Annotated in this window: 23 protein-coding genes; 14 read left to right on the top strand and 9 right to left on the bottom strand. The window is 67.0% G+C overall.

What is annotated here, in order from left to right; genetic code table 11:
* The first annotated feature begins 80 nt into the window (after positions 1-80).
* Entirely contained in the window at positions 81-965 is an 885-nt protein-coding gene (locus FBY30_RS05350; RefSeq protein WP_142131699.1) for a GAF domain-containing protein, read from the top strand.
* The gene (locus tag FBY30_RS05345) at positions 962-1,885 is read left to right on the top strand and encodes an SGNH/GDSL hydrolase family protein (protein ID WP_142131697.1); all 924 of its coding nucleotides are present in this window, start codon (positions 962-964) and stop codon (positions 1,883-1,885) included. Before FBY30_RS05350 ends, FBY30_RS05345 begins: the two co-directional genes overlap by 4 nt.
* Before the next feature lie 35 nt (positions 1,886-1,920).
* Here FBY30_RS05345 and FBY30_RS05340 read toward each other — a convergent pair whose 3' ends face one another.
* Complete coding sequence (locus FBY30_RS05340; protein ID WP_142131695.1) at positions 1,921-3,273, bottom strand: uracil-xanthine permease family protein; 1,353 nt, start codon at positions 3,271-3,273, stop codon at positions 1,921-1,923.
* Positions 3,274-3,475: 202 nt separating this feature from the next.
* On the opposite strand from FBY30_RS05340, the gene FBY30_RS05335 reads away from it, so the two are divergent.
* Entirely contained in the window at positions 3,476-4,081 is a 606-nt protein-coding gene (locus tag FBY30_RS05335; RefSeq protein WP_142131693.1) for a malonic semialdehyde reductase, read from the top strand.
* Between the two features lie 106 nt (positions 4,082-4,187).
* Positions 4,188-4,748, top strand: a complete 561-nt coding sequence (locus FBY30_RS05330) for a 2'-5' RNA ligase family protein (protein ID WP_142131692.1) — start codon at positions 4,188-4,190, stop codon at positions 4,746-4,748.
* On the opposite strand, the gene pgm is transcribed toward FBY30_RS05330, so the two are convergent.
* A complete protein-coding gene (gene pgm / locus FBY30_RS05325; RefSeq protein ID WP_142131690.1) occupies positions 4,745-6,409 on the bottom strand; it encodes a phosphoglucomutase (alpha-D-glucose-1,6-bisphosphate-dependent) in 1,665 nt (554 codons plus the stop codon). The two genes, FBY30_RS05330 and pgm, sit on opposite strands and share 4 nt — an antisense overlap.
* Positions 6,410-6,649: 240 nt before the next feature.
* On the opposite strand from pgm, the gene FBY30_RS05320 reads away from it, so the two are divergent.
* Positions 6,650-7,615 carry a nuclease-related domain-containing protein gene (locus FBY30_RS05320; protein ID WP_142131688.1) on the top strand — a complete coding sequence of 322 codons (966 nt, stop codon included), beginning with the start codon at positions 6,650-6,652 and terminating at the stop codon, positions 7,613-7,615.
* Here the strand turns inward: FBY30_RS05320 and FBY30_RS05315 are convergent.
* Positions 7,575-8,501, bottom strand: coding sequence for a LysR family transcriptional regulator ArgP (locus FBY30_RS05315; RefSeq protein WP_142131686.1), 927 nt, complete (start codon positions 8,499-8,501; stop codon positions 7,575-7,577). The two genes, FBY30_RS05320 and FBY30_RS05315, sit on opposite strands and share 41 nt — an antisense overlap.
* A 70-nt stretch (positions 8,502-8,571) precedes the next feature.
* Between FBY30_RS05315 and FBY30_RS05310 the strand changes: the two genes are divergently transcribed.
* Complete coding sequence (locus FBY30_RS05310; protein ID WP_142131684.1) at positions 8,572-9,168, top strand: LysE/ArgO family amino acid transporter; 597 nt, start codon at positions 8,572-8,574, stop codon at positions 9,166-9,168.
* Positions 9,169-9,202: 34 nt separating this feature from the next.
* A complete protein-coding gene (locus FBY30_RS05305) occupies positions 9,203-9,673 on the top strand; it encodes a DUF4190 domain-containing protein (RefSeq protein ID WP_142131682.1) in 471 nt (156 codons plus the stop codon).
* 119 nt (positions 9,674-9,792) lie between these two features.
* Here FBY30_RS05305 and FBY30_RS05300 read toward each other — a convergent pair whose 3' ends face one another.
* Positions 9,793-10,491, bottom strand: coding sequence for a FadR/GntR family transcriptional regulator (locus tag FBY30_RS05300; protein WP_142131680.1), 699 nt, complete (start codon positions 10,489-10,491; stop codon positions 9,793-9,795).
* A 132-nt stretch (positions 10,492-10,623) separates the two neighbouring features.
* Between FBY30_RS05300 and FBY30_RS05295 the strand changes: the two genes are divergently transcribed.
* Genes FBY30_RS05295 through FBY30_RS05285 form a run of 3 tightly spaced genes read left to right on the top strand, consistent with a single transcriptional unit; the run spans position 10,624 to position 14,771 of the window.
* Positions 10,624-11,994: an SLC13 family permease gene (locus FBY30_RS05295; protein ID WP_142131678.1), complete on the top strand. Its 1,371-nt coding sequence runs from the start codon at positions 10,624-10,626 to the stop codon at positions 11,992-11,994.
* Positions 11,995-12,043: 49 nt separating this feature from the next.
* Entirely contained in the window at positions 12,044-13,252 is a 1,209-nt protein-coding gene (locus FBY30_RS05290; protein WP_142131676.1) for a CaiB/BaiF CoA transferase family protein, read from the top strand.
* Position 13,253: 1 nt separating this feature from the next.
* Positions 13,254-14,771 carry a carboxyl transferase domain-containing protein gene (locus tag FBY30_RS05285; RefSeq protein ID WP_142131674.1) on the top strand — a complete coding sequence of 506 codons (1,518 nt, stop codon included), beginning with the start codon at positions 13,254-13,256 and terminating at the stop codon, positions 14,769-14,771.
* A 72-nt stretch (positions 14,772-14,843) separates the two neighbouring features.
* Here the strand turns inward: FBY30_RS05285 and FBY30_RS05280 are convergent, their stop codons facing one another.
* The 4 genes from FBY30_RS05280 to FBY30_RS05260 all read right to left on the bottom strand — a co-directional run bounded on the left by FBY30_RS05280 (position 14,844) and on the right by FBY30_RS05260 (position 18,208).
* Complete coding sequence (locus tag FBY30_RS05280; protein ID WP_142131672.1) at positions 14,844-15,428, bottom strand: dihydrofolate reductase family protein; 585 nt, start codon at positions 15,426-15,428, stop codon at positions 14,844-14,846.
* 50 nt (positions 15,429-15,478) lie between these two features.
* Entirely contained in the window at positions 15,479-15,928 is a 450-nt protein-coding gene (locus tag FBY30_RS05275; RefSeq protein ID WP_142131670.1) for a LapA family protein, read from the bottom strand.
* A 498-nt stretch (positions 15,929-16,426) separates the two neighbouring features.
* The gene (locus tag FBY30_RS05265; RefSeq protein WP_142131666.1) at positions 16,427-16,654 is read right to left on the bottom strand and encodes a hypothetical protein; all 228 of its coding nucleotides are present in this window, start codon (positions 16,652-16,654) and stop codon (positions 16,427-16,429) included.
* 147 nt (positions 16,655-16,801) lie between these two features.
* Positions 16,802-18,208, bottom strand: coding sequence for an amidase (locus FBY30_RS05260; RefSeq protein ID WP_142131665.1), 1,407 nt, complete (start codon positions 18,206-18,208; stop codon positions 16,802-16,804).
* A 210-nt stretch (positions 18,209-18,418) separates the two neighbouring features.
* Here FBY30_RS05260 and FBY30_RS05255 point away from each other — a divergent pair, with 210 nt between their 5' ends.
* The 3 genes from FBY30_RS05255 to FBY30_RS05245 all read left to right on the top strand — a co-directional run bounded on the left by FBY30_RS05255 (position 18,419) and on the right by FBY30_RS05245 (position 20,044).
* The gene (locus FBY30_RS05255) at positions 18,419-18,745 is read left to right on the top strand and encodes a rhodanese-like domain-containing protein (RefSeq protein WP_142131663.1); all 327 of its coding nucleotides are present in this window, start codon (positions 18,419-18,421) and stop codon (positions 18,743-18,745) included.
* Entirely contained in the window at positions 18,745-19,725 is a 981-nt protein-coding gene (gene pheA / locus FBY30_RS05250; protein ID WP_142131661.1) for a prephenate dehydratase, read from the top strand. Before FBY30_RS05255 ends, pheA begins: the two co-directional genes overlap by 1 nt.
* A gap of 94 nt (positions 19,726-19,819) precedes the next feature.
* A complete protein-coding gene (locus FBY30_RS05245; protein WP_142131659.1) occupies positions 19,820-20,044 on the top strand; it encodes a hypothetical protein in 225 nt (74 codons plus the stop codon).
* Positions 20,045-20,101: 57 nt separating this feature from the next.
* On the opposite strand, the gene FBY30_RS05240 is transcribed toward FBY30_RS05245, so the two are convergent.
* Positions 20,102-21,181 carry a diacylglycerol/lipid kinase family protein gene (locus FBY30_RS05240; RefSeq protein WP_142131657.1) on the bottom strand — a complete coding sequence of 360 codons (1,080 nt, stop codon included), beginning with the start codon at positions 21,179-21,181 and terminating at the stop codon, positions 20,102-20,104.
* 88 nt (positions 21,182-21,269) lie between these two features.
* On the opposite strand from FBY30_RS05240, the gene serS reads away from it, so the two are divergent.
* Positions 21,270-22,550 (top strand): serine--tRNA ligase, encoded by a 1,281-nt coding sequence (gene serS / locus FBY30_RS05235; RefSeq protein ID WP_142131656.1) that lies wholly within the window; start codon positions 21,270-21,272, stop codon positions 22,548-22,550.
* Positions 22,551-22,573 lie beyond the last annotated feature (23 nt).

The following is a 22,573-nucleotide window of genomic DNA, read 5'->3' as shown; positions in this document are numbered from 1 at the left end:
CCCCACCAAGGCCCTTTGGGGTCGTATTCTTAGTGCAAGGGTTTTGCAGTGGGCCGACGCGCTGATAGCAGGGCTGGAGCATGGCCGCTGATCCCACGGGGCAGGTTGGCTGGGGACCGCTTCCAGTTACCCCGGAGCCGGTTTTCGACAGCAAGGACGTTGAAGACTACCTCTGGGAAGTGACCCGCGACTTCATGGCGGGTATCAAAGGTGAGCGCCGCAGCATCAGCTGGGCGGCCACCCTCTTTCGCCTGGGCAAGGCACGCACCCTCGCGGCCAGTACCGAGCAGGCAAGAGAGGCTGACCGGGAGCAATGTTCGTTCGCCGACGGACCGGTGATGGAAGCCGTGCGCTCCGGGGAATTCGTCCTGCTGTCGGACCTGAGCCGGGACCGCCGCTGGCCTGGGTATTCCAGCGCCGCCGCCGTCCACGGCGTGCAGTCACTGCTCTCGGTCCCCATCCTCACTGAGGGCGCCACCAGCGCCGCCATCAATCTTTACGCGCCGTCTCCGCACACCTTCACCAGTGACGACCTGGTGCACAGCCAAAGTTATGTGCGCCAGGTGGCGCGGGCCCTGCGTGTTGTGGTCCGGGTGGCTGAGCGCGCGGAAGCAACGGCGGGTCTCGCCGTCGTCCAAAGCTCCCTGGTCCTGGTGGACCTTGCGGTGCGCAGCCTCATGAACGAATACGGGCTCACCCGTGAGGGTGCCCTGCGGTTCCTGCAGACGCAGGCGCTGCACCACGAACTGGACCTCCGGGACGCGGCACTGAATGTAGTGGCTCCCAGCGGAATGGACCGCGGGGCCGGGCAGCCTTCGGGGCTGCGGCAGGAAACGTACGACGGCGTGTCGGAGCTCCCGCGGCCGTCGGCGGCGGGGCGTGACTTTCCAACCGGAACGTCGCCCCGCAAGGACGCGGCGGCGGGGAAGGAACCCCCGTCAGCTGCAGAAGGGAGGACGGCATGACCATCGAGAAGCAGGAACTGCGCTCCATTGAGGCAGGACCGGCCAGGCACCCCTGGCACCGGTTCGTCGCGCTGGGGGACTCCTACACCGAAGGAATCGGCGACCCCGAACCGCACAGCCTGGGCGGCCTGCGGGGCTGGGCCGATCGGGTGGCGGAGGAACTGGCCGCCGGCCAGCCTGATTTCGCCTATGCCAACCTGGCCATCCGCGGCATGCTGCTGAGGCAGATCCTCGACGGGCAATTGGCGCCGGCCCTGGAACTCAAGCCCGACCTGGTTGCCATGTCCGGCGGCGGCAACGATATCGTGTTCCGCCACGGCGACCCGGACAAGCTGGCGGAAAAGATCGACGAGGCTGTAGGGGTCCTGGCCGCCACGGGTGCCACCGTGCTGCTGTACGCCGGCCCCGACTGGGGGAATACGCCGGTCTTCGGCAAGATCCGCGGCCGCGTGGCGATCTACAACGAGCACCTGCACAGGATCGGGGCCCGGCACCACGCCATCATGGTTGACCTGTGGTGCCTGCCTGAGCTCCAGCACGCGCTGATGTGGGACCCGGACCGGCTGCACCTGTCCCCGCTGGGCCATCACTCCGTTGCCGTCGCCACCCTCAACGCCCTGGGCGTGCCACACGCGCTCAAGCCACTCCAGCCGCGGCCGCTTCCCGCCCACGGGTGGACGCAGGCCCGGGCCGAGGACCTGGTGTGGGCGCGGCAGTACTTCGTGCCATGGGTACTGAAGCGCCTGCGCCCGCACCAGTCTGACGACTCCCTCGCGGCGAAGCGGCCGCTGCCCGGTCCGGTGTTCGGCCTTGGCCGTCCAGGTCCGTTCCCGCCGGGCCACCCCGTCGCAGGCCACCCCGTCGCGGGCCGGCACACCGGAATGGCCGGCGGGCCCGCGCCGGAGGGCCACGCGGCCTAGCGTCTATTCGCCGGGCGCCCCCCGGGCGCTCGGCCTTAGCGCTTTTTCGGTGCGCGCTTCGCGGCTGCCTTCATCGCGGCCTTGGCCGCGGGAGGCAGCACGGCCTGCTCGGTTTCGGGCTCGGCCACTGTTCCGCGTGCCTTCGCGATGGCCTTCATGCCGTGGTAGATCACCAGCGCGGCAGCGGAGCCCAGGGCGATGCCGGTGAACTTCAGGTCGCCGATGGTCCAGGTGTAGTCAGCGATGCCGATGATCAGGGCTACGGCGGCTGTGGTCAGGTTGACGGGGTTGGAGAAGTTCACCTTGTTCTGCACCCAGATCTTCACGCCCAGGATGCCGATCATGCCGTAGAGCATGGTGGCCGCGCCGCCCAGTACGCCTGCCGGGACGGTGGCAATCAGTTCGCCGAACTTCGGCGAGAAGCTGAGCAGGACAGCGAACATGCCCGCCACCCAGTAGGCCGCCGTCGAATACACCTTCGTGGCCGCCATGACGCCGATGTTTTCCGCGTAGGTGGTGGTGCCGGAGCCGCCGCCGAAGCCGGCCAGCATGGTGGCGGCTCCGTCAGCCATCAGCGCCCGTCCGGAGACGCCGTCGAGGTTCTGCCCCGTCATGGCCGCCACCGACTTCACGTGGCCGATGTTCTCTGCCACCAGTACCAGGACCACCGGGACGAACAGGCCCAGGACGCCGATGTGGAACTCGGGCGTCTGGAAGTGCGGCAGGCCCACCCATGCTGCGGCGTCCATCTTGTCGTACTTCACCTCGCCGCGGAGCATGGCCACGATGTAGCCCACCACAACGCCCACCAGGATGCTGAGCCGGCCCAGGATCCCGCGGAACAGGACGCTGACCAGGATGATGGTGACCAGCGTGACCAGGGCTGTGATGGGGGCGGCATCGAAGTTTTGCTTGGCGGCGGGAGCCAGGTTCAGGCCGATCAGGGCCACGATGGCTCCGGTGACGATGGGCGGCATCAGCCTGTTGATCCAGCCGGCCCCGAACTTTTGCACCACGGCACCCACCAGGGCCAGGGTGGTGCCTGCCAGCACCACGCCGCCCAGGGCTCCGGGGATGCCGAACTGCGCCTGCGACGCGGTGATGGGCGCGATGAACGCGAAGCTTGAGCCCAGGTAGCTGGGAACCCGGCCCTTGGTGATCACCAGGAACAGCAGCGTGCCGATGCCGGAGAAGAACAGCGTGGTGGCCGGCGGCATCCCTGTGATGATGGGAACCAGGAAGGTGGCGCCGAACATGGCCACCACGTGCTGCATGCCCACGCCGATGGTCAGCGGCCAGGCCAACCGCTCGTCCGGGGCAACTACCTGGCCGGGCTTGATGTTCTTGCCGGTGCCGTGCAGCTTCCATTTGATTCCGAGCATGCTCATGGGAAGGAAAGCCTTTCAAGGGGGATGCCGCGAATGGGCGAAAATCGACTCGCTCCAGAATACCGCCAAGTTTTTCGCGTAACCCTGCTGTGTTCAAGGTCACCCGGCGTCACGGGAAGAGGAGGAAAGCACTTGAAGTTGCAACTATGGAAAGCAACAGAGGCCACCCCGGCAGGCGGGCGGCACAGCGAAAGGTAAGCCAATGACCATTGCCCATGACGAAGCAGTAATCGATTCGGCAGCCGTGGACGCCATCTTCGCCCAGGCCCGCACCGCCAACTCCTTCACTGGCGAGGTGACCGAGGAGCAGGCGCAGGCCATCTACGAGCTCACCAAGTACGGCCCCACCGCCTTCAACTCCCAGCCCCTGCGCGTCACCTACGTCCGCTCGCCCGAGGCCCGCGCCACCCTGGTGGACGCACTCTCCCGCGGCAATCAGGCCAAGACCGCCTCCGCCCCGCTCGTGGCCATCCTCAGCTATGACACCGACTGGGCCGGCAAGTGGGACAACTTCCTCCCCGGCTACAACGCCCCCAAGGCCATGTATGACGCCGATCCCGCCCTGGCTGCCGCCACCGGCAACAACAACGCGCACCTGCAGGCCGGCTACTTCATCCTTGCCGTCCGCTCGCTCGGCTTCGCCGCCGGCCCCATGACCGGCGCCGACTTCGATGCCATCGACGCCGCCTTCTTCCCGGCCGGCGACCAGAAGAGCTTCCTGGTGGTCAACATCGGCCAGCCCGGTGAAGAGGCCTGGGGCGAAGCCAAGCCGAAGTTCTCCTACGACGAGGCCGTCCGCACCGTCTGACTTCTTCCCCGGATGCTCTATCACTTATGGTCCCTATCCAGCCGAAATGGGAACCATAAGTGATAGGGCATCGGTGTTTAAAAGGCGTGCGGTGGGAGACTGGGGTATGCCGGTGCGGAACCTGATCTTTGTGGCATTCGTGGAGCCCGTTGCTGAGGGCCAGGTTTTCCCGCGGACGGACTGGCCGCTGCACATCGCCCTGGTGCGGTTTGACGTGAGGTTCGACGCCGGCAGCCAGGACAGCACGGACGTCACCGAACGCATCGCCGGGCTCGCCGGCGGCCCCGCGACCACCGCGCTCGGGGCCGGGCTGACAGTGGGCAAGGATGCTGGCTTCGGGCGCAACGGCTCCGTCCCCGTCAACCTTGTGCAACCGCATCCAGCCCTGCAGGAACTGCACGAGCAGCTGGTGCAGGCGGTGGTGGATGCGGGCGGCAGGATCCTCACCCCGCACCACACCTTGACCGGCTACCGCCCGCATGTGTCCCACCAGGCGGGCACCAACCAAGCCGGCGCCGCCCCAACCAGCGCGGATACTGAAGCCAAACGCCTTCACCCGGGTGACGCCGTCGTGCTTGACCGTATTGCCCTGGTGGACATGGCTCCCGACGGCGACCACACCATCCGCCGCATCCTCCGGCTGTGGAGCCGGGACGGTGGAAGCTAGGCGATGACGCTGTCCACCAGGGCCTTGGCCTCGGCCTGGACCTGCTTCAGGTGGTCCTCGCCCTTGAAGGACTCGGCGTAGATCTTGTAGACGTCCTCGGTGCCGGACGGGCGGGCGGCGAACCAGGCATTCTCGGTGACCACCTTCAGGCCCCCGATGGGTGCGCCGTTGCCCGGGGCTTCGGTGAGTTTGGCGGTGATGGTTTCGCCGGCCAGTTCCGTGGCGGTGACGTCCGCAGCGGAAAGCTTGCCCAGCTTCGCCTTCTGGTCGCGGGTGGCTGCGGCGTCGATCCTTGCATAGACCGGGGCGCCGAACTGGTCCGTCAGGCCCTTGTAGAGCTGGGACGGGGACTGGCCGGTGACCGCGGTGATCTCGGACGCGAGCAGGGCCAGCAGGATGCCGTCCTTGTCCGTGGTCCACACGCTGCCGTCCAGCTTGTTGAAGGATGCGCCGGCGGATTCCTCGCCGCCGAACGCGCCCTCGCCGGAGAGCAGGCCGGGTACGAACCACTTGAAGCCCACCGGCACCTCAACAAGCTTGCGGCCCAGGCTCTCAGCCACGCGGTCGATGATCGAGGAGGATACCAGGGTCTTGCCCACCACTGAGGCCGGGTTCCAGCCGCTGCGGTTGCGGTAGAGGTAGTCGATGGCCACGGCCAGGTAGTGGTTGGGGTTCATCAGGCCGCCGTCGGGGGTGACGATGCCGTGGCGGTCGGCGTCGGCGTCGTTGCCGGTGGCCACGTCGAAGGCGGGCTGGCCGGATGCGGCGGCGTCGGACATGCGCTGGATCAGCGAGGCCATGGCCGACGGCGAGGAGCAGTCCATCCGGATCTTCTCGTCCCAGTCCAGGGTCATGAATGCCCACTGCGGGTCCACCGTGGGGTTCACCACGGTGAGGTCCAGGTGGTGGCGCTCGGCGATCTCGCCCCAGTAGTCAACGGAGGCGCCGCCCATGGGGTCGGCACCGATCCGGACGCCTGCGTTGCGGATGGCATCCAGGTTCAGGACGGACGGAAGGTCGTCCACATAGCTGCTGAGGAAGTCGAACTTGCCGGTGGTGTCAGCTGCCTGGGCTTCCGACAGCGGGATCCGCTTTACGCCCCGCAGGCCGTTTTCCAGCAGTTCGTTGGCGCGGTTGGCGATCCAGCCCGTGGCGTCGGAGTCTGCGGGGCCGCCATGCGGGGGGTTGTACTTGAAGCCGCCGTCGGCCGGCGGATTGTGGCTGGGGGTGACCACGATGCCATCCGCCTGCGGTGCACCCGGCGCGGCCTTGCGGTTGTATGTGAGGATGGCGTGGCTCAGCGCCGGGGTGGGGGTGTAGCCGTGGCGGGCGTCCACCAGGACCTGTACGCCGTTGGCCGCCAGCACCTCCAGGGCCGAGTTCTGGGCCGGCTCGCTTAGTGCGTGGGTGTCCTTGGCCAGGAACAGCGGGCCGGTAACGTTCTGCGCTGCCCGGTATTCAACGATCGCCTGGGTGATGGCCACGATGTGCTGCTCGTTAAAGGAGGCCTTGAGGCTGGAACCCCGGTGCCCGGATGTTCCAAACACCACGCGCTGCCCGGGATCACCAAGGTCCGGTGTGATGTCGTAATACGCGTCAAGGAGCGCAGTGATGTCAACAAGGTCCTGGGGTTGGGCAACTGTGCCCGCGCGGCTAGCCATGGCTCCAGCATGCCAGAACCTGGCAGGAGGCAAAACGACCCGCCCAGAATCCGGACCCTGTGACACGCCATGACGACTGCAACCAAGTAGTCCACCTGAGTACAAGCCACTGAAAGTACCTATATACCGGGCCTTTCCCGCACTGCTACTTTCGGAAAAATTCCACGAAAACAAGCGGAGGGAACGGACGACGGCGGCCCGCCGCCCTGGTCGGTTCCGGCAAGGAAACGGGGACGTCCAATGGGGGCAGGAGACGGGGCAGCGGAGCAGTCCAGGCTGGCGGCCGAGCGTGTTGCCCGGCTGAAACGCCGGCTCGACGAGGCCGAACGCTCCACCAAGTCGTGGGATGCCGGGGCCGTGGGGGAGCGGGTGGTGGCGGACAAGCTCAGCGAACTGGTCCCGCACGGCTGGTACGTGCTGCACGATGTCCATTGGCCGGGCCGCCCCAAGGCAAACCTGGACCACGTCCTGGTGGGTCCCGGCGGGGTGGTGGTCATCGATTCCAAGAACTGGACCGGAGAAGTCCGCGTGGCGTCCGGCGTGCTTTGGCAGGGCCGCTATGCCAGGACCCAGGCCGTGGAAGGCGCGCTGGCCCAATGTGCTGCCGTGGCTTCAGTGCTGGCTCCGCCGCACCGCAGGCTGGTACGTCCGCTCATTTGCATGGCCGCGCAGCCGGACCTGTTCGGGGTGACCGACTCGGACGTCGCCGTGGCCGGTTTCCAGCGGGTGGTGGGGGCCATCGAAGCGCTGCCGGAGGTACTCGACCAGCAAGCAGTGGTAGGAGTGTACGCGCATCTGGGCCAGCAGCTCACCCATGAGCAGGAGCCGGGCATCACCGCCCTCCGGAACGTGCGGCCGGGAACCGTGGTGCGGCCGGCAGGAGCACTTCCGCCCGCCGCCCCCTCGACAAACCCGCGGGGAAAGCCGGGTTCCGGCGAGGATGCGGACCGGAGCCGAAGTGTGTCGAGGCACCCCGCCGGCCGTGCCCTGCCTGCGAAGGGAACGGCAAAGGGAACGCCGGCAGGAAAGTCCGCAGAAAGCCGGCAGGCGGCCCCGGGACACCGGGCAGGAACCCCCAGGGGACCCGTCCGCCATGGCCGGAACGGCAAAGCGCAGCAGCACGGCAGCACCAGCGGAGGAAAACTGGCGCTGCTGGCGGCCTTCGTCATTTTCGCCGTCTATTTCCTGCCCTACTTGGGCCGGTAGCTTCCCCCGGATCACCCGGCCGCAGTTGGTCTTTGGCTGCACTGCGCACCGCAGCGGTGAGCCGGGTGAGCCGTTGAGAATCGAGCGTCCAGGCCTGCCAGTAGAGCGCCACATCCTGGTAGGCAGCGTCCTCCAACCGGACCAGGGCGCCATTGGCCAGCTCACCGGTGAGCTGGAGTTCGGGGATCATGCCCCAGCCCAGCCCGGCTGTGACCGCGGCGAGGAATCCCTGGGAGGACGGCACGGTGTGCGTGGGCGGAGACTGCTGCACGTTTCTTGCGGCCAGCAGCTGCTGCTGCAGGTTGTCCTTCATATTGAATTTCAGGACCGGCATTGCGGACCAGTCCAGGCCCCGGGAGGTGGAAAAGCGCCGGCGCAGTCCCGGGGCAGCCACCGGGATGTACCGCATGGAGCCCAGCAGCTCCACCCGGCAGCCGCTCACGGGAACGGGGTCCGAGGTCACGGCCCCCATGACGTCGCCGTTGCGGAGCAGCTGGCTGCTGAAGCCCTGGTCCTCCACGTGGAGATCGATGATGGCGTCCTCCCACCCGGCGGCCTGCTGCAGGACGGGGACAAACCAGGTAGCCAGGGAATCCGCATTGATGGCCACCGGCAGGTGGGCCCGAATGTTCATTCCTGAACCAAGCGCCGCCGACGTCTCCGCCTCCAGTACCTGCACCTGGCGGGCCATCCGCAACAGCAGCGCACCGGCGTCGGTGGCCGTGCAGGGCAGCCGGCGGCGGACCAGGACCTGGCCCACGGAGGCTTCGAGGGCCTTGATCCGCTGGCTCACCGCGGAGGGCGTGATCCGGAGCAGGTCTGCCGCTGCCTCGAATGTCCCTTCATCGACAACGGCCACGAGGGCTTTCAGGTGCTCCAGGTTCATGAAGAAATTCTAACGATTCCCAAGAATCTGTTATTTGCCTGCATGTCCCCTGGATCCTACCGTCGTATGTGTGTGGACCGCAGGAATAACCGGAACGCTGACAGGCCTGGCGCTGATTGTGGCCATCGGTGCGCAGAACGCCTTCGTGCTGCGCCAGGGCATCCGCCGGGAGCATATCGGCGCGGTGGTGGCAGTGTGCATGGCGGGCGACGCCCTGTTGATTGTGGGCGGAACCGCGGGCATCGGTGCGGTGGTCACCCACTTCCCGGAAGTGCTGGAAGTCCTGCGCTGGGCCGGGGCCGCCTACCTGCTGTGGTTTGCGGTGCGGTCCTTCATGGCTGCAATGAAGCCCTCCGTCCTAGCCGAGCAGGCGCCCCGGTCAAGGAATTCGGTGGTGGCCACCACGGCCGCCCTGACCTTCCTCAACCCCCATGTCTATCTGGACACCGTGGTGCTGCTGGGCAGCCTGGCCAACCAGCAGGGCACCGACCTGCGCTGGATCTTTGCCGCCGGTGCGGTGACCGGGAGCGTGCTCTGGTTCTCCGGACTGGGTTACGGGGCCAGGGCGTTGGCAGGCGTGCTCAGCAGTCCCCGCACTTGGCGGTGGATCGATGGGGCCATCGGTGTGCTGATGGTGGTCCTGGCCATCCGCCTGGCGCTGCACTGAAGTAGGCTGTAGCCAGATTTACAGGGGAGAAATCATGAACAACCAGCCATCCCAGGGACCTGACTACCAGCGCAGCGGGTCTTCACCGTGGCCCGGCTACCAGCCGCCACCGCAGAATCAGGGGTCCGCCTACGGCCAGCCCCAGTACAACCAGGGCCAATACAACACGGGACAGTACGGCCAGTACAACAACACCCAGTACGGCCAGCCCCAATACTTTGGCCAGCCGTACTACGGCAGGGCCGTCGAACCGAAGACCCTGAGCATCGCCAGCATGGTCTGCGGCATCGCCTCGGTGATCATGGGTTGGCTGTTGCTTCCCCAGTTCGCCGCCATCATCACCGGCCACATGGCCCTGCGCCGCGAACCCTCCGGCAGAGGGATGTCCATCACCGGCCTGGTGTTGGGCTACCTCTGCCTGCTGGGCTACGGCGCAGTCTGGCTGCTGTTCATCATTGGCGTGACCGTAGCCGCCACCAGCGGGTCGAATACCGGCACGTTCTAGCCCGGCACCTTTTAGCCCGGTCCTCAAAAGTCCCCACCGGATGGTCAGTTCCCCTGCACAGGGCGGGGGGACTGGTCTGTGGGGCGGGCAGTTGTCTAACGCGGCGTTGCTTCGCTCCCCTAGCGGAGCAGTTCCACATCCGAGACGAGCTCGATGTGCGCCAGCATGGCCTTCGCGGCGGCGTCCGCGTCCTGCGCGCGGATCGCGTCGGCGATATTGCGGTGCGAGGCGAGGGACTGCTCGGGCCGCCCCGGCTGGCCCAGCGACTCCATCCGGGTTTCCAGGATCATCTCGGCGATGAAGGCCATCAGCTGCGCCAGTACCGAGGAGTGGGCGGCGGCGGTGACGGCCTGGTGGAACAGTTCATCGCCCTGGGCGCCGCGGTCGCCGTCGTCGATTTCCTGTGACATGACGTCCAGGGCGTTGTCGATGGCGGCCAGGTCTGCATCGGTCCGGCGTTCTGCTGCCAGGGCGGCAAGCTTGACCTCCAGCGTGCTGCGGGCCTCCACGATTTCCGGCAGCCGGCTCTGGTGCTCGCGCAGGCCCTTGACCACCGAGGCCACGCTGGGCCGCCGGGCCAGGACGGCCCCGGTGCCATGCTGCACGTCGATCACGCCGAGCACCTCCAGGGCCACGAGCGCCTGGGCCAGGGTGGCGCGGGAAACGCCAAGCCGCTCGGCGAGGTCTCGTTCCGCTGGGAGGAGGTCGCCGGGCTTCAGCTGTGCGGACTCGATGTAGGCAAGAATCTGCTCCACCAACTGCTCATAAAGTCGGGGGCGCGAGACCCGCTCCAGGCCCAGCCGTGCTGTCTTCTCCACAAAGCCTCCCTAGGACGTACCGGATCAGGATACCTGCTTCGTCTATTGACAGATAGACTCACTGTCTAAGAGGCTAGTCCAGTGAGCCAGTAACTCACGTCACACTCGTCGCACCCCAATGGAGAACCAACGATGTCCGCTCCTGTCTTATCGATCATCATCCTGGCGGCGATGTTCCTGCTCGCCACCGTCCTGCCCCTCAACATGGGCGCACTTGCCTTCGTGGGCGCCTTCCTGCTCGGCGCCGTGGTGCTTGGCATGTCCACCAACGAGATCCTGGCCAACTTCCCCGGCGGTCTGTTCCTGACCATCGTCGGCGTCACCTACCTGTTCGCCATCGCGCAGAACAACGGCACCATTGACCTGCTGGTCCGGGGCGCGGTCAAGCTGGTGGGCAGCCGCGTTGCCCTTATCCCGTGGGTGATGTTCGCCATCACCGCCGTCATCACCGCCGTCGGCGCACTGTCTCCCGCCGCCGTCGCCATCATTGCCCCCATTGCCCTGAGCTTTGCCGGCAAGTACAAGATCAGCCCCCTGCTGATGGGCATGATGGTCATCCACGGCGCCCAGGCCGGCGGTTTCTCGCCCATCGCGGTCTACGGCGTCACCGTCAACGGCATCCTGGCCAAGACCGACCTCGCTTTCAGCCCCACCGCGCTGTTCCTCTCAAGCCTCATTTTCAACCTGGTCATCGCCCTGGTGCTCTTCGTGGTCCTGGGCGGCAAGAACCTGATGTCCTCCAAGGTGGGCCACTTTGTGGAGCAGGCAGCGGAAGCCCGCATGGCCGTCAGCGTCGGAGCCAAGGCGGCCGGCGGCGACGTCCCCTTCAAAGGCTTTGGTTCCGGCATGTACGGCCCCCGGGACCCCGCCGGCGACGGCGTTGCAGCCACCAAGGAGCGCAAGGACCGGATCCCGCAGTTGGTCACCATTGCCGGGCTGATCGTGCTGGCCGTCGTGGCGCTCGGCTTCAAGATGGACGTGGGCTTCGTGTCCATCACCATCGCCATCGTGCTGGCCCTCGTCTCGCCCGCCGCCCAGAAGGGCGCCATCAACAAGATCAGCTGGTCCACCGTGCTGCTGATCTGCGGCATGCTGACGTTCGTCGGTGTGCTGGAGGAAGCCGGCACTATCAAATTCGTCTCGAGCGGAGTGGCAGGAATGGGAATGCCGCTGCTGGCGGCCCTCATTATCTGCTTCATCGGCGCCATCGTCTCCGCCTTCGCCTCCTCCACGGCCATCCTGGCAGCGCTCATCCCGCTGGCCGTCCCGTTCCTGTCCACCGGCGAGATTGGCGCCGTCGGCGTTATCTGCGCCCTCGCCGTCTCCGCCACCATTGTGGACGTCTCGCCGTTCTCCACCAACGGCGCCCTGGTGCTCGCCAACGCCCCGGAAGGCGTGGACAAGGACCAGTTCTACAAGCGGATCCTCGGCTACAGCGGAATCGTCATCGTGGCCGGCCCCGTCCTGGCATGGCTGGCACTGGTGGTCCCCGGCTGGCTCTAACGTCCACCGCACCCCAACGCAGCCTGTTTTTAGAAAGGAAACCCACACCATGAGCACCGAGAACCGCCAAGGCCCCCTGGCTGGGCACACCGTCGTCGACCTCAGCCGGGCACTGGCCGGACCGCACGCCGGCATGATGCTGGCGGACCTCGGCGCCCGCGTCATCAAGGTGGAAAACCCCGGCACGGGGGATGACACCCGCGGCTGGGGCCCGCCCTTCGTTGGCCCGGAGGACGACCTCCAGTCCACCTATTTCATGTCCTGCAACCGCAACAAGGAATCCATCACCCTGGACCTGAAGAGCGCCGACGGAAAGGCGGTCCTCCGCCGCCTGCTGGAACGGGCCGATGTGGTGATCGAGAACTTCCGGCCCGGCGTCATGGACCGGCTGGGCTTTTCCACCGCCGCGATGCATGAGCTCAACCCGCGCCTGGTGATCCTGTCCATCACAGGCTTTGGCCACGACGGGCCCGAGTCCCAGCGCAGCGGCTACGACCAGATCCTGCAGGGCGAAGCCGGGCTGATGTCCCTCACCGGGTCGGGGCCGGACGACCCCCAGCGCGTGGGAGTGCCCATTGCCGACCTGCTCTCCGGGATGAACGGGGCCTTCGGCGTGCTGGCCGCCCTGGTGGAGCGGAACCGGACGGGCCAGGGCAAGGTGGTGCGGACCTCGCTGCTGGCCTCGCTGATCGGGGTCCACGCCTTCCAGGGCACCAGGACCACGGTTGCGGGCGAGGTTCCGCAGGCCCAGGGCAACCACCACCCGTCCATCGCCCCCTACGGCCTGTTCAACTGCAAGGACGGGAGCGTGCAGATCAGCGTCGGCAGCGAGAAGCTCTGGCAGTCGTTCGCCGCGGCCTTCGGCCTGGACCCGGCGGCCCCGGGCTTTGCCAGCAACGCCGAAAGGGTGCGCAACCGCGCCGAGGTGATTGCCGCCGTCGAACGCGCCTTCGCTGAGTATGGCGCCGAGGAACTGCTGCAAAAACTGAACGACGCCGGGATCCCGGCAGGGAAGGTCCGCTCGCTGGATGAGGTATACGCCTGGGAGCAGGTGGCGTCCCAAGGGCTGGTGGTGGATGTTGAGCATCCGCTGCTGGGAAAGGTGAGCCTGCCAGGGCCGCCGCTGCGGTTCTTCGCCCCTGGCGACGCCGCCGAAACAACGGAAAAGCACCATGACGCCCCGCCGCTGCTCAACGAGGACGGGCCGGCGATCCGGGAGTGGTTGGGGCTCACTTCTGCGGCTCCCGGGGCCGAATAGCATGGCGACGGCGGAGAAGGTGCGGCACTTGAAAGCAACCGAACTGCTGGATGCAGTGGTGGACCCGGGTTCGTTCACCTCCTGGGACACCGAGCCGGAACAGCCGGCCCTGTCTGAGGAGTACTCCCGCGACCTGGCCAGGGCCCGCGAACGCAGTGGCGCCGACGAATCGGTGATCACCGGTGCCGGGCTCATCCGCGGCCGCCGGGTGGCGCTGATCGTCAGCGAATTCTCCTTCCTTGCCGGCTCGATCGGGCATGCGGCGGCACAGAGGGTCGTTGCCGCCGTCGAACGCGCCACCGCGGAGGGCCTGCCGCTGCTGGCCGGCCCTGCATCCGGGGGGACGCGGATGCAGGAAGGAACCCTCGCGTTCCTGTCGATGGTGAAGATCACCGGCGCCGTCCGCGCGCACCGCCAGGCCGGGCTTCCGTACCTGGTCTACCTGCGGCACCCCACTACCGGCGGCGTTATGGCGTCCTGGGGTTCCCTGGGGCACATCAACGTGGCCGAGCCCGGCGCACTGCTGGGTTTCCTGGGCCCGCGGGTGTACGAGGCGCTGTACGGCGAACCGTTCCCGGAGAACGTGCAGGTTGCCGAGAACCTCTTCCACAAGGGCTTGATCGACGGTGTCGTGGAACCTGGTGAGCTTGCCGACCTGGTGGGACGTGCACTGGACATCCTCTCCGCGAAGGAAGGTGCCGCTGCCGCGCTGCCTGCCCCGCCCGAAACCCTGAAAATCCGGCCTTCCACCGTCGATGCCTGGACGTCCATCGAGATTTCCCGGCGGCAGCGGCGGCCCGACCTGCGCCAACTACTGAAGTTTGGGGCCAGTGACGCACTGCCCCTGAACGGCACCGGGCAGGGGGAGAAGGACCCGGGCCTGCTGCTTGCCCTGGCCCGCTTCGGCAGCCAGCCGTGCATTGTGCTGGGGCACGCGCGTCCACTGCGGAAGGACGCAGCCGGCATGGGTCCCGGTTCGCTGCGCGAGGCGCGCCGGGGGATGAAGCTGGCGGAGGAGCTGCGGCTGCCCCTGCTCACCGTCATCGATACAGCGGGCGCCGCCCTGTCGCAGGAGGCGGAGGAAGGCGGGCTTGCGGGGGAGATTGCGCGCTCGCTGCACGAACTGATCGGGCTGGAATCTCCGTCGGTCTCCGTGCTGCTTGGCCAGGGTGCCGGGGGAGGGGCGTTGGCCCTGCTGCCGGCGGACCGGACCATTGCCGCCCAGCACAGCTGGCTTTCACCGTTGCCTCCGGAAGGTGCCAGCGCCATCGTGCACCGGACCACCGCGTTCGCTCCGGCCATGGCGCAGGCACAGGGCGTGAACGTCGGGGCGCTGTATGCCAACGGCCTGGTGGACCACATCGTGGATGAGCGCGGCGATGCTTCTTTGGAACCGCGCGAGTTCTGCGGCCGGATGGCGAAGGCCATTGAGTACGAGCTGGCTTCCGTGGCAGGTGTTCCGGTCCCTGAACTGGTGGCCGCCCGGGCCGGCAAGTTCGCCAGCCTGGGCTTCCGCTGACGCTTGGTTCCGCGGAGGGGAAATGGGGGTTCCCGATTCCCCTACGCTCTTGTCCCGCTCCGGCAGGCGTCCCTAATCCTGCTTGTCCGGGGTGTACAAAGCCATGAGGACACCTGTGCTTGTGTGGTCGGCTTCGATGAGCCGCAGCCGGGCCTTGGTGCAGCCCGCGAAAAGCTGGTGCCCGCTGCCCAGGACCACCGGGTGGATCATGAGCAGGTATTCGTCGATCTGCCCGGCCGCCATGAGTGCGCGGATCAGCACCCCGCTGCCCATGATCACGAGGTTGGACGCAAGACCTTCCCGGAGTTCCTTCACGGCCGCGGGAACGTCACCGTGGAGGAGCGTGGAGTTGGGCCACTCCAGGATGGCTGCCGGATCCGTCGAGGCGACGTATTTGGGCGTGTTGTTCAGGGCATCTTTGAAGGGTCCGCCTTGGCCGTTCCAGGACTCGAGGAGCTGCCTGTAGGTACGGTGCCCGAACAGGAAGGCGTGGTCCTGGCCCATCCGTTCGCCCATCTTCTGCACGGTGGCCTGGTCGGCGTACGGAACCGCCCAGCCGCCGTCGCTGAATCCGCCCCGTGTATCCTCGTCCGGCCGGCCTGGACCCTGCATGACGCCGTCGAGCGTCACATGGTTCATCACCACAACCTTGCCCATCGCCAGCCGCCTTTCCTTGCCGGGGGCTCTTCTGGTAGTGCCCGGTGCCCTTACCTGCGCTGTTGAGCCCTGGACCGATGGGCGTTCCGGCGCAGCTGCAGGATCCTCGCGCCGCCCGCCACGGCCACCAGGACAGCACCGGTCACCGCGGCGATGAATAGGGCCATTCCCAGCGGGACGGATCCCTCGAAGCCCAGGAACTTCACCAGGACCAGTTCCTGGTTTTGCAGGATGAAGATGATCAGCAGGATCAGCAGCACCAGGGCCGCCACTACGGCTGCCCATATGACTCCGGTGCGCGTGACTTTGCGTTCCGGAGCGCCGGCCCTGGGGGCGGTGGTGGTTCCCGCGGCAGGCGTCACCGGCTCACCCGGTGAGTAGGACGGTGCGTTGCCATAGCTTGCGCGGTCTGCCGCCGGCTGGGCTGCGTTTGACTGCGGCGTGCTGGTGTCCGCTTCCGGCCGGCGGTCCGGCCCCGGAGTGTACTGTCCTGCGCTCATGCTCGTCCCCTTTCCCAGAATGCTAAGCATGCTTATGGTTCAACCATAGACGGCCCGGTGGGACAGCACAACGACCGGCCGCCTGGGCTGGTGTCTAGAGCTTCTTCATGTACGGACAGGCTGCGGGGAAACGTGGCGGAGGGGTCCCTGTGGGGAACCCCTCCGTTTATTCGTGACTTCTGCCCGGGTATTTGCCCGGACGTCAGACCCTCTCCCTGCTCCGTTGGTTCTTGTCCTCTTCGGCGGAGGGGGTGCGCGGCGCAGGCGTCCTGCGCCAGTTGGGGAAGGCCCAGAACGTGAAATTCTGTGCCTTGACCGGCTCCTCCGGAGGTTCCGCAGGGGTTGCCGGTTCCGCTCCAGGGTGGCGTCTGGTTTCCTTCTTAGCGCCCCACCCGAAGTCCTTGCTCGATGCGTAGCACATCACAGACCTCCTTATGGTGACTGCCCTTTAATCGTCCTCCTGCCGGACGCGGGAGTCGAGAGAGCAGCGCCGGCAGGTCAGTCACCGCCGGACACCACGTCCTGCGCCTCCTGTGGGCCGTGGAACTCGCAGGGCCCCTGGTGGCGGAGCTGGAGGAGGCAGGTCCGGCCCGTGGGCAGGTGGACCAGTGCGCATCTGCCAGCCAAGGCCAGGTCCTCCCTGACATTGGCGTTGCTCAGGTCCGGCCGTTCGTCGTCGACGGTCTCTGTGGGCATGGCGCTCGCCGCAGCCTGTTCAGCGTTCATGGTGGCAACTCCTCGTCGGGGGAGGGCGAATGGAGGGTGCTGAAACGTGCATTTCCAGTGTGCGCGGCCCCGGTTACCAGCGGGTTAAGGGGGCGTTAGGTTCAGGTCAACAGGCCCGCGCAGCCAGCCGCCTAATGGGCGGCTTTCCTAATAGCCCAGCTGGTGCGCCACCTGCAGGAGGAGGGCTTCCGAGCCCGTGGGGCCCACCAGTTGGATGCCCATGGGAAGTCCGCTGCCGGCACCCCCTCCCGTCCAGTGCACGGGAAGGGTGATGGCCGGCAGTCCGCACACGTTCACCATGGAGGACCACGGCGCGTATTCGCACTGTTTCCGGTAGTCGCCGTCGGCATCCCCGGGCCACTCGGCGGCTGGCCAGCGGTCGCTTCCGTGGGCCGTACCGGTGAACCAGCCAACGGGCCGTGGAGTCTGCGCCAGCGTGGGCATCAGCATCAGGTCCCATTGCCCAAACTGCGTCACCGTATCGTGCTGGAACTGCCGCAGGAAGGCCAGCGCCTCGGCGAGCCTGGCGGGGCTTCGCTGCTGGGCCCGCCGCCGGAAGGTCCTGGTGAGGGGTGCCAGCAGCGCCTCACGGGTGGGGCTGATCCTGGCGGCACCCACACCAGCTGTCCAGGCCGTGGTGAAGGCATCCGGATAGCGGTTGTCATAGCGGATGGCGGCATCACCAAGAACGTGGCCGGCATGCTCCAGGAGGGCCGCGCCTGCGCCCAGCGCGTCCAGGGCCTCTTGCTCCAGCGTGAAGGGGAAAGTGCTTGACCACGGGCTGTCCTGGGTGATTCCAATCCGCAGCCGTGGCGGCTCCTGTTGCATCGTCCGGAGGTAGGCGTTCCCCGGGGCCAGGACGTCCATCATCAGTGCTGCGTCCCCTGAACTCCGCACGAGGGGGCCGGGCACCACCAGCCGGGCGGGGTCGCCCGCGCTTTCCCCGGCCGTCACGAGGCCCCGGCCCGGCTTCAACCCCACAAGGCCGCACGCGGAAGCCGGAATCCTGACGGATCCGCCGCCGTCGGTCCCCGGGGCGAAAGGCAGGAGCCCCGCCGCCACCGCAGCGGCGCTGCCACCGGAGGAGCCTCCGGAACTCCTGCTGGGTGCGTGGGGATTGCGCGACGGCGGCGCGATGCGGTTTTCGCTGTACGCGGTCAGTCCAAACTCGGGCACCTGCGTCTTGCCCAGCGTGGTCACGCCGGCCTCCTTAAAGAGGGACACCAACGGGCTGTCGACGGGGGCGGCCTTGTGCTCCAGCGCGGCGCTGCCGTGTGTGGTCACAACGCCGGCGACGTCCGTAAGGTCCTTGAAGGCAATCGGCATCCCGTGCAGCACGGGCAGGTCCCCAACGTCGGTGCGCGAGTGCCGGGCATCCGCCGCACGGGCCTCCTCCAGGGCCTGGTCCCCGGTCACGGTGATGAAGGCGCCGAGGAGCGGGTTCTGCTGTTCAATCCGCCCCAGGAAATGGGTGGCTGCTTCCACTGCGGACACCGTTCCGCTCCGCAGGAGCCCGCGCAGGACCAGTGCCGGGAGTTCGTGGAGTTCAGCCATGTAGACGCGCGACCGTTCGTGGCCCGGGCGCCGGTTCCATGTTGCAGCCGGGCTCTGCCGATGCTCCGGTGAGGGCGGCGATCTTTTGGGACATGGAAACCTCCTTGGATTCCTCCAGCCTAACCCGCGGCTTTTCCGGCCCATTCGGGGCGCCAAGGGGCGGAAGGGCTAGGCTTAAAGCGAACTCTGATCCGCCAAGACAGGACTCCGATGAGCGATTTCGATACCGTCCCCGTCCACGACGTCCCCGCTGACGCAGTGATCCTGGATGTCCGGGAAGACTACGAGTGGGTTGCAGGGCACGCCGACGGCGCACTCCACATCCCCATGGACCAGATCCCGGCCCGGCTCGGCGAACTCGATCCGGACGAGGACCTCTACGTCATTTGCCGTACGGGCGGGCGGTCCTTCCGCGTTGCCCAGTGGCTCACCGGCCAGGGGTACACCGCCATTAACGTCTCCGGCGGCATGGATCAATGGCTGGAATCCGGCAAACCCCTGGTCTCGGACAACGGACTTAAGCCGCTGGTCCTTTAGTGCCCGGCAGTTCCCGAGCCTATGCCTTCCTGGGACCCGAGGGCACCTTCACCGAGGCTGCCCTCCTGCAGGTGCCGGACGCACTCCAGGCCGTCAGGGTCCCGGCCTCGAACGTCAACGCAGCTCTCGACCGGGTGCGCAACGGATCAGCGGACGCCGCCATGGTCCCCATCGAAAACTCGGTGGAGGGCGGAGTCACCGCCACCCTGGATGCGATCGCCTCCGGCGAGGAACTGCGCATCATCCGCGAGGTCCTGGTTCCCATCAGCTTTGTCCTGGTGGCCCGGCCCGGAGTAAGGCTGGAAGACGTGCGGCGGGTTTCGACCCATGGCCATGCCTGGGCTCAGTGCCGGCTGTGGATGGACAAGCACGTACCTGGCGCGGAATATATGCCTGGCTCATCAACAGCTGCGGCAGCACTCGGATTGCTGGACCGGGACTGCACCTACGACGCCGCAATCTGCGCCCCGCTCGTGGCCCGGGAGCACCCGGAACTGTCAGTTCTGGGAGAGGACATCGGCGACAACCCCGGAGCCGTGACACGCTTCATCCTGGTCAGCCGGCCCGGTGCACTCCCGGCGCGTACCGGAGCGGACAAGACGACGGTTGTGGTCCCGCTTCCGGAGGACCGCCCGGGCGCATTGATGGAGATCCTGGACCAGTTCGCCAGCCGCGGCGTCAACCTCAGCCGGATTGAATCCCGGCCCACTGGGCAGTACCTGGGCCACTACTTCTTCAGTATCGACGCCGACGGCCATGCCTGCGAAGCAAGGGTGGCTGATGCGCTCGCCGGGCTGCACCGCATCAGCCCGGCAACCCGCTTCCTTGGCTCATACCCCAGGGCCGATGGTCAGGTCACGCCGGTCGCGGCGCATACCTCCGATGCAGCCTTCTCGGCGGCGAACACCTGGGTCAAATCCATACTCGCCGAGGAGTCCGTCGCAGGTGAAAGCGGTTCCGGGGCTTCGCGCACAGCGTAGGCGAATGCCCTTGGAAGTACTTCCGCGGGCTGTGGACAATGCGTATGCTTGCTTGATCCACATGGGGTATGGCCCCTGATGAAGGGAGCGGGTCATGACCAGCAGCAATGACAACGACGGCCAGGGGATGATCGTCAACCCCAAGCCGGCGGCGGACAACCAGGATTGGGACGGGGACGACGCGGACCGCGCCGACCGCCTGCGCTTCGAAGAGGAGCAGGCCATGATCCGCGAGCAATCCGAGGCGCACGCCGCTGCGAAAGAAGCCCATACCGCTGCCAAGCACGGCGCTGAGGCAGAGACGGAATCCGGGGACTGACCACGGCTGGATTGCGGCGCTGCATCATTCCGGCATCCCGTCTGGCGCCGCTCCCCATTACCGCGCGGTTGCCCCGCTGATCTGTACCTGACCCTTAACCCGGACCAGAAGCGACCGGGGCTCCACCTGGACCGTAAGCTGCGTCGCTTCCCCCGACGTGTCGCCGTCGAGCTGTGTGGGCATCGGCTCGGGGCACTTGATGACCACCTTGGTTGACCGGTATACGGTCATGATGGGCAGCTTCCCGCTGTGCTTGAACATGATCTTGACGTACATCAGGAGCCAGCCAATGGCGCTGCGAGGGCTCATCACCACCACGTCCAGCATGCCGTCGTCGATCATGGCCTGGGGGATGAAGTCGATGCCGCCCGGCACCAGGCCGCAGTTGGCGAACAGTACGCTGCGGATGTTCCGGATCTGCTCGGGACTTCCGTCCAGGGCGATGGATACCTTCTTGCGCCGGCCCGGGAGGTGCCGCACGCCGGCCTCGGTGTAGGCCAGCCAGCCCACGGCCTTCTTCAGCCCTGCGTTGGTGTCGGCCAGGACCTCGGCATCCATGCCGATGCCCGCGATGACCAGGAACACGTGTTCGGAGTAGTGCCCGGTCCGCGAGTTCTCAATGGCCATCCGGGCGGTGTCTATATAGCGCTGCCGGCCGAAAAGGGCTATCTGGATGTTGCCGTGGAGGTCGTTCACGTCCAAGTCCACGTTGCGGGCCAGCAGGTTTCCGGTGCCCAGGGGAATCAGGCCCATGGCAACATCGGTGCGTGCGAGGGCCTCAGCCACGACGCGTACCGTGCCGTCCCCGCCGCCCACCAGTACGACGTCGGGCTTTCCTGCCAGCGCGGCCTGCATCTGGGAGAAGCCGGGGTCCTCCGCCGTCGTCTCGAAGAAGACCGGTTCGTCCCACCCCGCCGCAAGGCACGCCCTGTGAATCATTTCCCTGGCTTCCCCGGCCCGCGCCTTGATGGGGTTCAGGACTACTGCCACCCGCTGCTGCTCCAGCCCGGAGTCGTAGGCTTCGCCGGCCACGGTACTGCGCACATGCAGGGCCTTGAGGCGCCGTACCCCCCACCAGCTGGAGGTGGCGAAGGCAAGCGCCACCGCAATCAGCAGGTAGAGAATCCAGTCGCTCATGGTGTTTCAACAGTAGCCCGGCACGCGGCGGGAGGGGGCACGGAGCTCACCGCCCGCCGTCGTGCGGTGAATTGGATACCCTTGTCAGGTGATCGACGTAAAAGACCTCAGCGAAAACCCGGACAAGTACCGTGCCAGCCAGCGCGCCCGCGGCGCGGACGAATCAGTGGTGGACGCGATCATCTCCGCGAATTCCGCCCGCCGCGAGGCCTTGCTCCGCTTCGAGAACCTCCGCGCCGAGCAGAACGTGTTCGGCAAGAAGGTGGCGAAGGCCAAGGGCGAGGAGAAGCAGGCCCTGCTGGCCGAGGTCAAGGAGCTGGCCAACTCCGTCAAGGCTGCCTCCGCTGAGGCCGATGCCGCGCAGACCAAGCAGGAAGAACTGCTCCGCACCATCCCCAACCTCGTGGAGGACGGCGTTCCCGAGGGCGGCGAGGACGACTACGTGGTGGTCAAGACCGTCGGCACGCCCCGTGAATTCCCGGACTTCGAGCCGCGCGACCACCTGGAGATCGGCGAGCTGCTCGGTGCGATCGACATGGAACGCGGCGCCAAGGTTTCCGGTGCACGCTTCTACTTCCTCAAGGGCGTTGGAGCGCGGCTGGAGATGGCGCTGCTGCAGATGGCCATGGACCAGGCCATCGAGGCCGGCTTCGTTCCAATGATCACCCCCACCCTGGTGCGTCCCGAAACCATGCAGGGCACCGGCTTCGACGTCAAGCACGACGCCGAGATCTACCGTCTCGCCGAAGACGACCTTTACCTGGTGGGCACCTCGGAGGTGGCGCTGGCCGGCTACCACGCCGACGAGATTCTCGACTTCTCCGCCGGCCCCATCCGCTACGCCGGGCAGAGCTCCTGCTACCGCCGTGAGGCCGGTTCGCACGGCAAGGACACCCGCGGCATCATCCGCGTGCACCAGTTCAACAAGGTTGAAATGTTCATCTACACCACCGTTGAGGAAGCTGCTGCCGAGCACCAACGCCTCCTTGCCTGGGAAGAGGAGATGCTGGCCAAGTGCGAGCTGCCGTACCGGGTGATCGACACCGCCGCCGGCGACCTCGGCACCTCCGCGGCACGCAAGTTCGACTGCGAAGCCTGGGTTCCCACCCAGGGCGCCTACCGCGAGCTGACCTCCACGTCCAACTGCACCACCTTCCAGGCACGCCGCCTGAACATCCGCGAACGCATCGTCAATGCGGAGGGCGTCTCCAAGGGGACCCGTGCCGTGGCCACCCTGAACGGCACTCTGGCCACCACCCGCTGGATCGTGGCCCTGCTGGAGCACCACCAGAACGCGGACGGCTCGGTCAACGTGCCCAAGGCGCTGCAGAAGTACCTGGGCGGCCTCGAGGTCCTGCCGGTCCTGTAGGCGCTCCCGTCTTCTTCGCGGGT

The organism is Arthrobacter sp. SLBN-83 (genome assembly GCF_006715285.1).
GTDB lineage: Bacteria > Actinomycetota > Actinomycetes > Actinomycetales > Micrococcaceae > Arthrobacter.
The sequence above is the reverse complement of the archived record's forward strand: the minus strand, read 5'-3'. Positions and strand labels throughout refer to the sequence as shown.

Excerpts from the sequence above, each read along its gene's own strand:
- FBY30_RS05350 (WP_142131699.1), top strand. The coding sequence starts at position 81 with ATGGCCGCTGATCCCACGGGGCAGGTTGGCTGGGGACCGCTTCCAGTT.
- FBY30_RS05345 (WP_142131697.1), top strand. The coding sequence starts at position 962 with ATGACCATCGAGAAGCAGGAACTGCGCTCCATTGAGGCAGGACCGGCC.
- FBY30_RS05340 (WP_142131695.1), bottom strand. The coding sequence starts at position 3,273 with ATGAGCATGCTCGGAATCAAATGGAAGCTGCACGGCACCGGCAAGAAC.
- FBY30_RS05335 (WP_142131693.1), top strand. The coding sequence starts at position 3,476 with ATGACCATTGCCCATGACGAAGCAGTAATCGATTCGGCAGCCGTGGAC.
- FBY30_RS05330 (WP_142131692.1), top strand. The coding sequence starts at position 4,188 with ATGCCGGTGCGGAACCTGATCTTTGTGGCATTCGTGGAGCCCGTTGCT.
- pgm (WP_142131690.1), bottom strand. The coding sequence starts at position 6,409 with ATGGCTAGCCGCGCGGGCACAGTTGCCCAACCCCAGGACCTTGTTGAC.
- FBY30_RS05320 (WP_142131688.1), top strand. The coding sequence starts at position 6,650 with ATGGGGGCAGGAGACGGGGCAGCGGAGCAGTCCAGGCTGGCGGCCGAG.
- FBY30_RS05315 (WP_142131686.1), bottom strand. The coding sequence starts at position 8,501 with ATGAACCTGGAGCACCTGAAAGCCCTCGTGGCCGTTGTCGATGAAGGG.
- FBY30_RS05305 (WP_142131682.1), top strand. The coding sequence starts at position 9,203 with ATGAACAACCAGCCATCCCAGGGACCTGACTACCAGCGCAGCGGGTCT.
- FBY30_RS05295 (WP_142131678.1), top strand. The coding sequence starts at position 10,624 with ATGTCCGCTCCTGTCTTATCGATCATCATCCTGGCGGCGATGTTCCTG.
- FBY30_RS05290 (WP_142131676.1), top strand. The coding sequence starts at position 12,044 with ATGAGCACCGAGAACCGCCAAGGCCCCCTGGCTGGGCACACCGTCGTC.
- FBY30_RS05285 (WP_142131674.1), top strand. The coding sequence starts at position 13,254 with ATGGCGACGGCGGAGAAGGTGCGGCACTTGAAAGCAACCGAACTGCTG.
- FBY30_RS05280 (WP_142131672.1), bottom strand. The coding sequence starts at position 15,428 with ATGGGCAAGGTTGTGGTGATGAACCATGTGACGCTCGACGGCGTCATG.
- FBY30_RS05275 (WP_142131670.1), bottom strand. The coding sequence starts at position 15,928 with ATGAGCGCAGGACAGTACACTCCGGGGCCGGACCGCCGGCCGGAAGCG.
- FBY30_RS05265 (WP_142131666.1), bottom strand. The coding sequence starts at position 16,654 with ATGAACGCTGAACAGGCTGCGGCGAGCGCCATGCCCACAGAGACCGTC.
- FBY30_RS05260 (WP_142131665.1), bottom strand. The coding sequence starts at position 18,208 with ATGGCTGAACTCCACGAACTCCCGGCACTGGTCCTGCGCGGGCTCCTG.
- FBY30_RS05255 (WP_142131663.1), top strand. The coding sequence starts at position 18,419 with ATGAGCGATTTCGATACCGTCCCCGTCCACGACGTCCCCGCTGACGCA.
- FBY30_RS05245 (WP_142131659.1), top strand. The coding sequence starts at position 19,820 with ATGACCAGCAGCAATGACAACGACGGCCAGGGGATGATCGTCAACCCC.
- FBY30_RS05240 (WP_142131657.1), bottom strand. The coding sequence starts at position 21,181 with ATGAGCGACTGGATTCTCTACCTGCTGATTGCGGTGGCGCTTGCCTTC.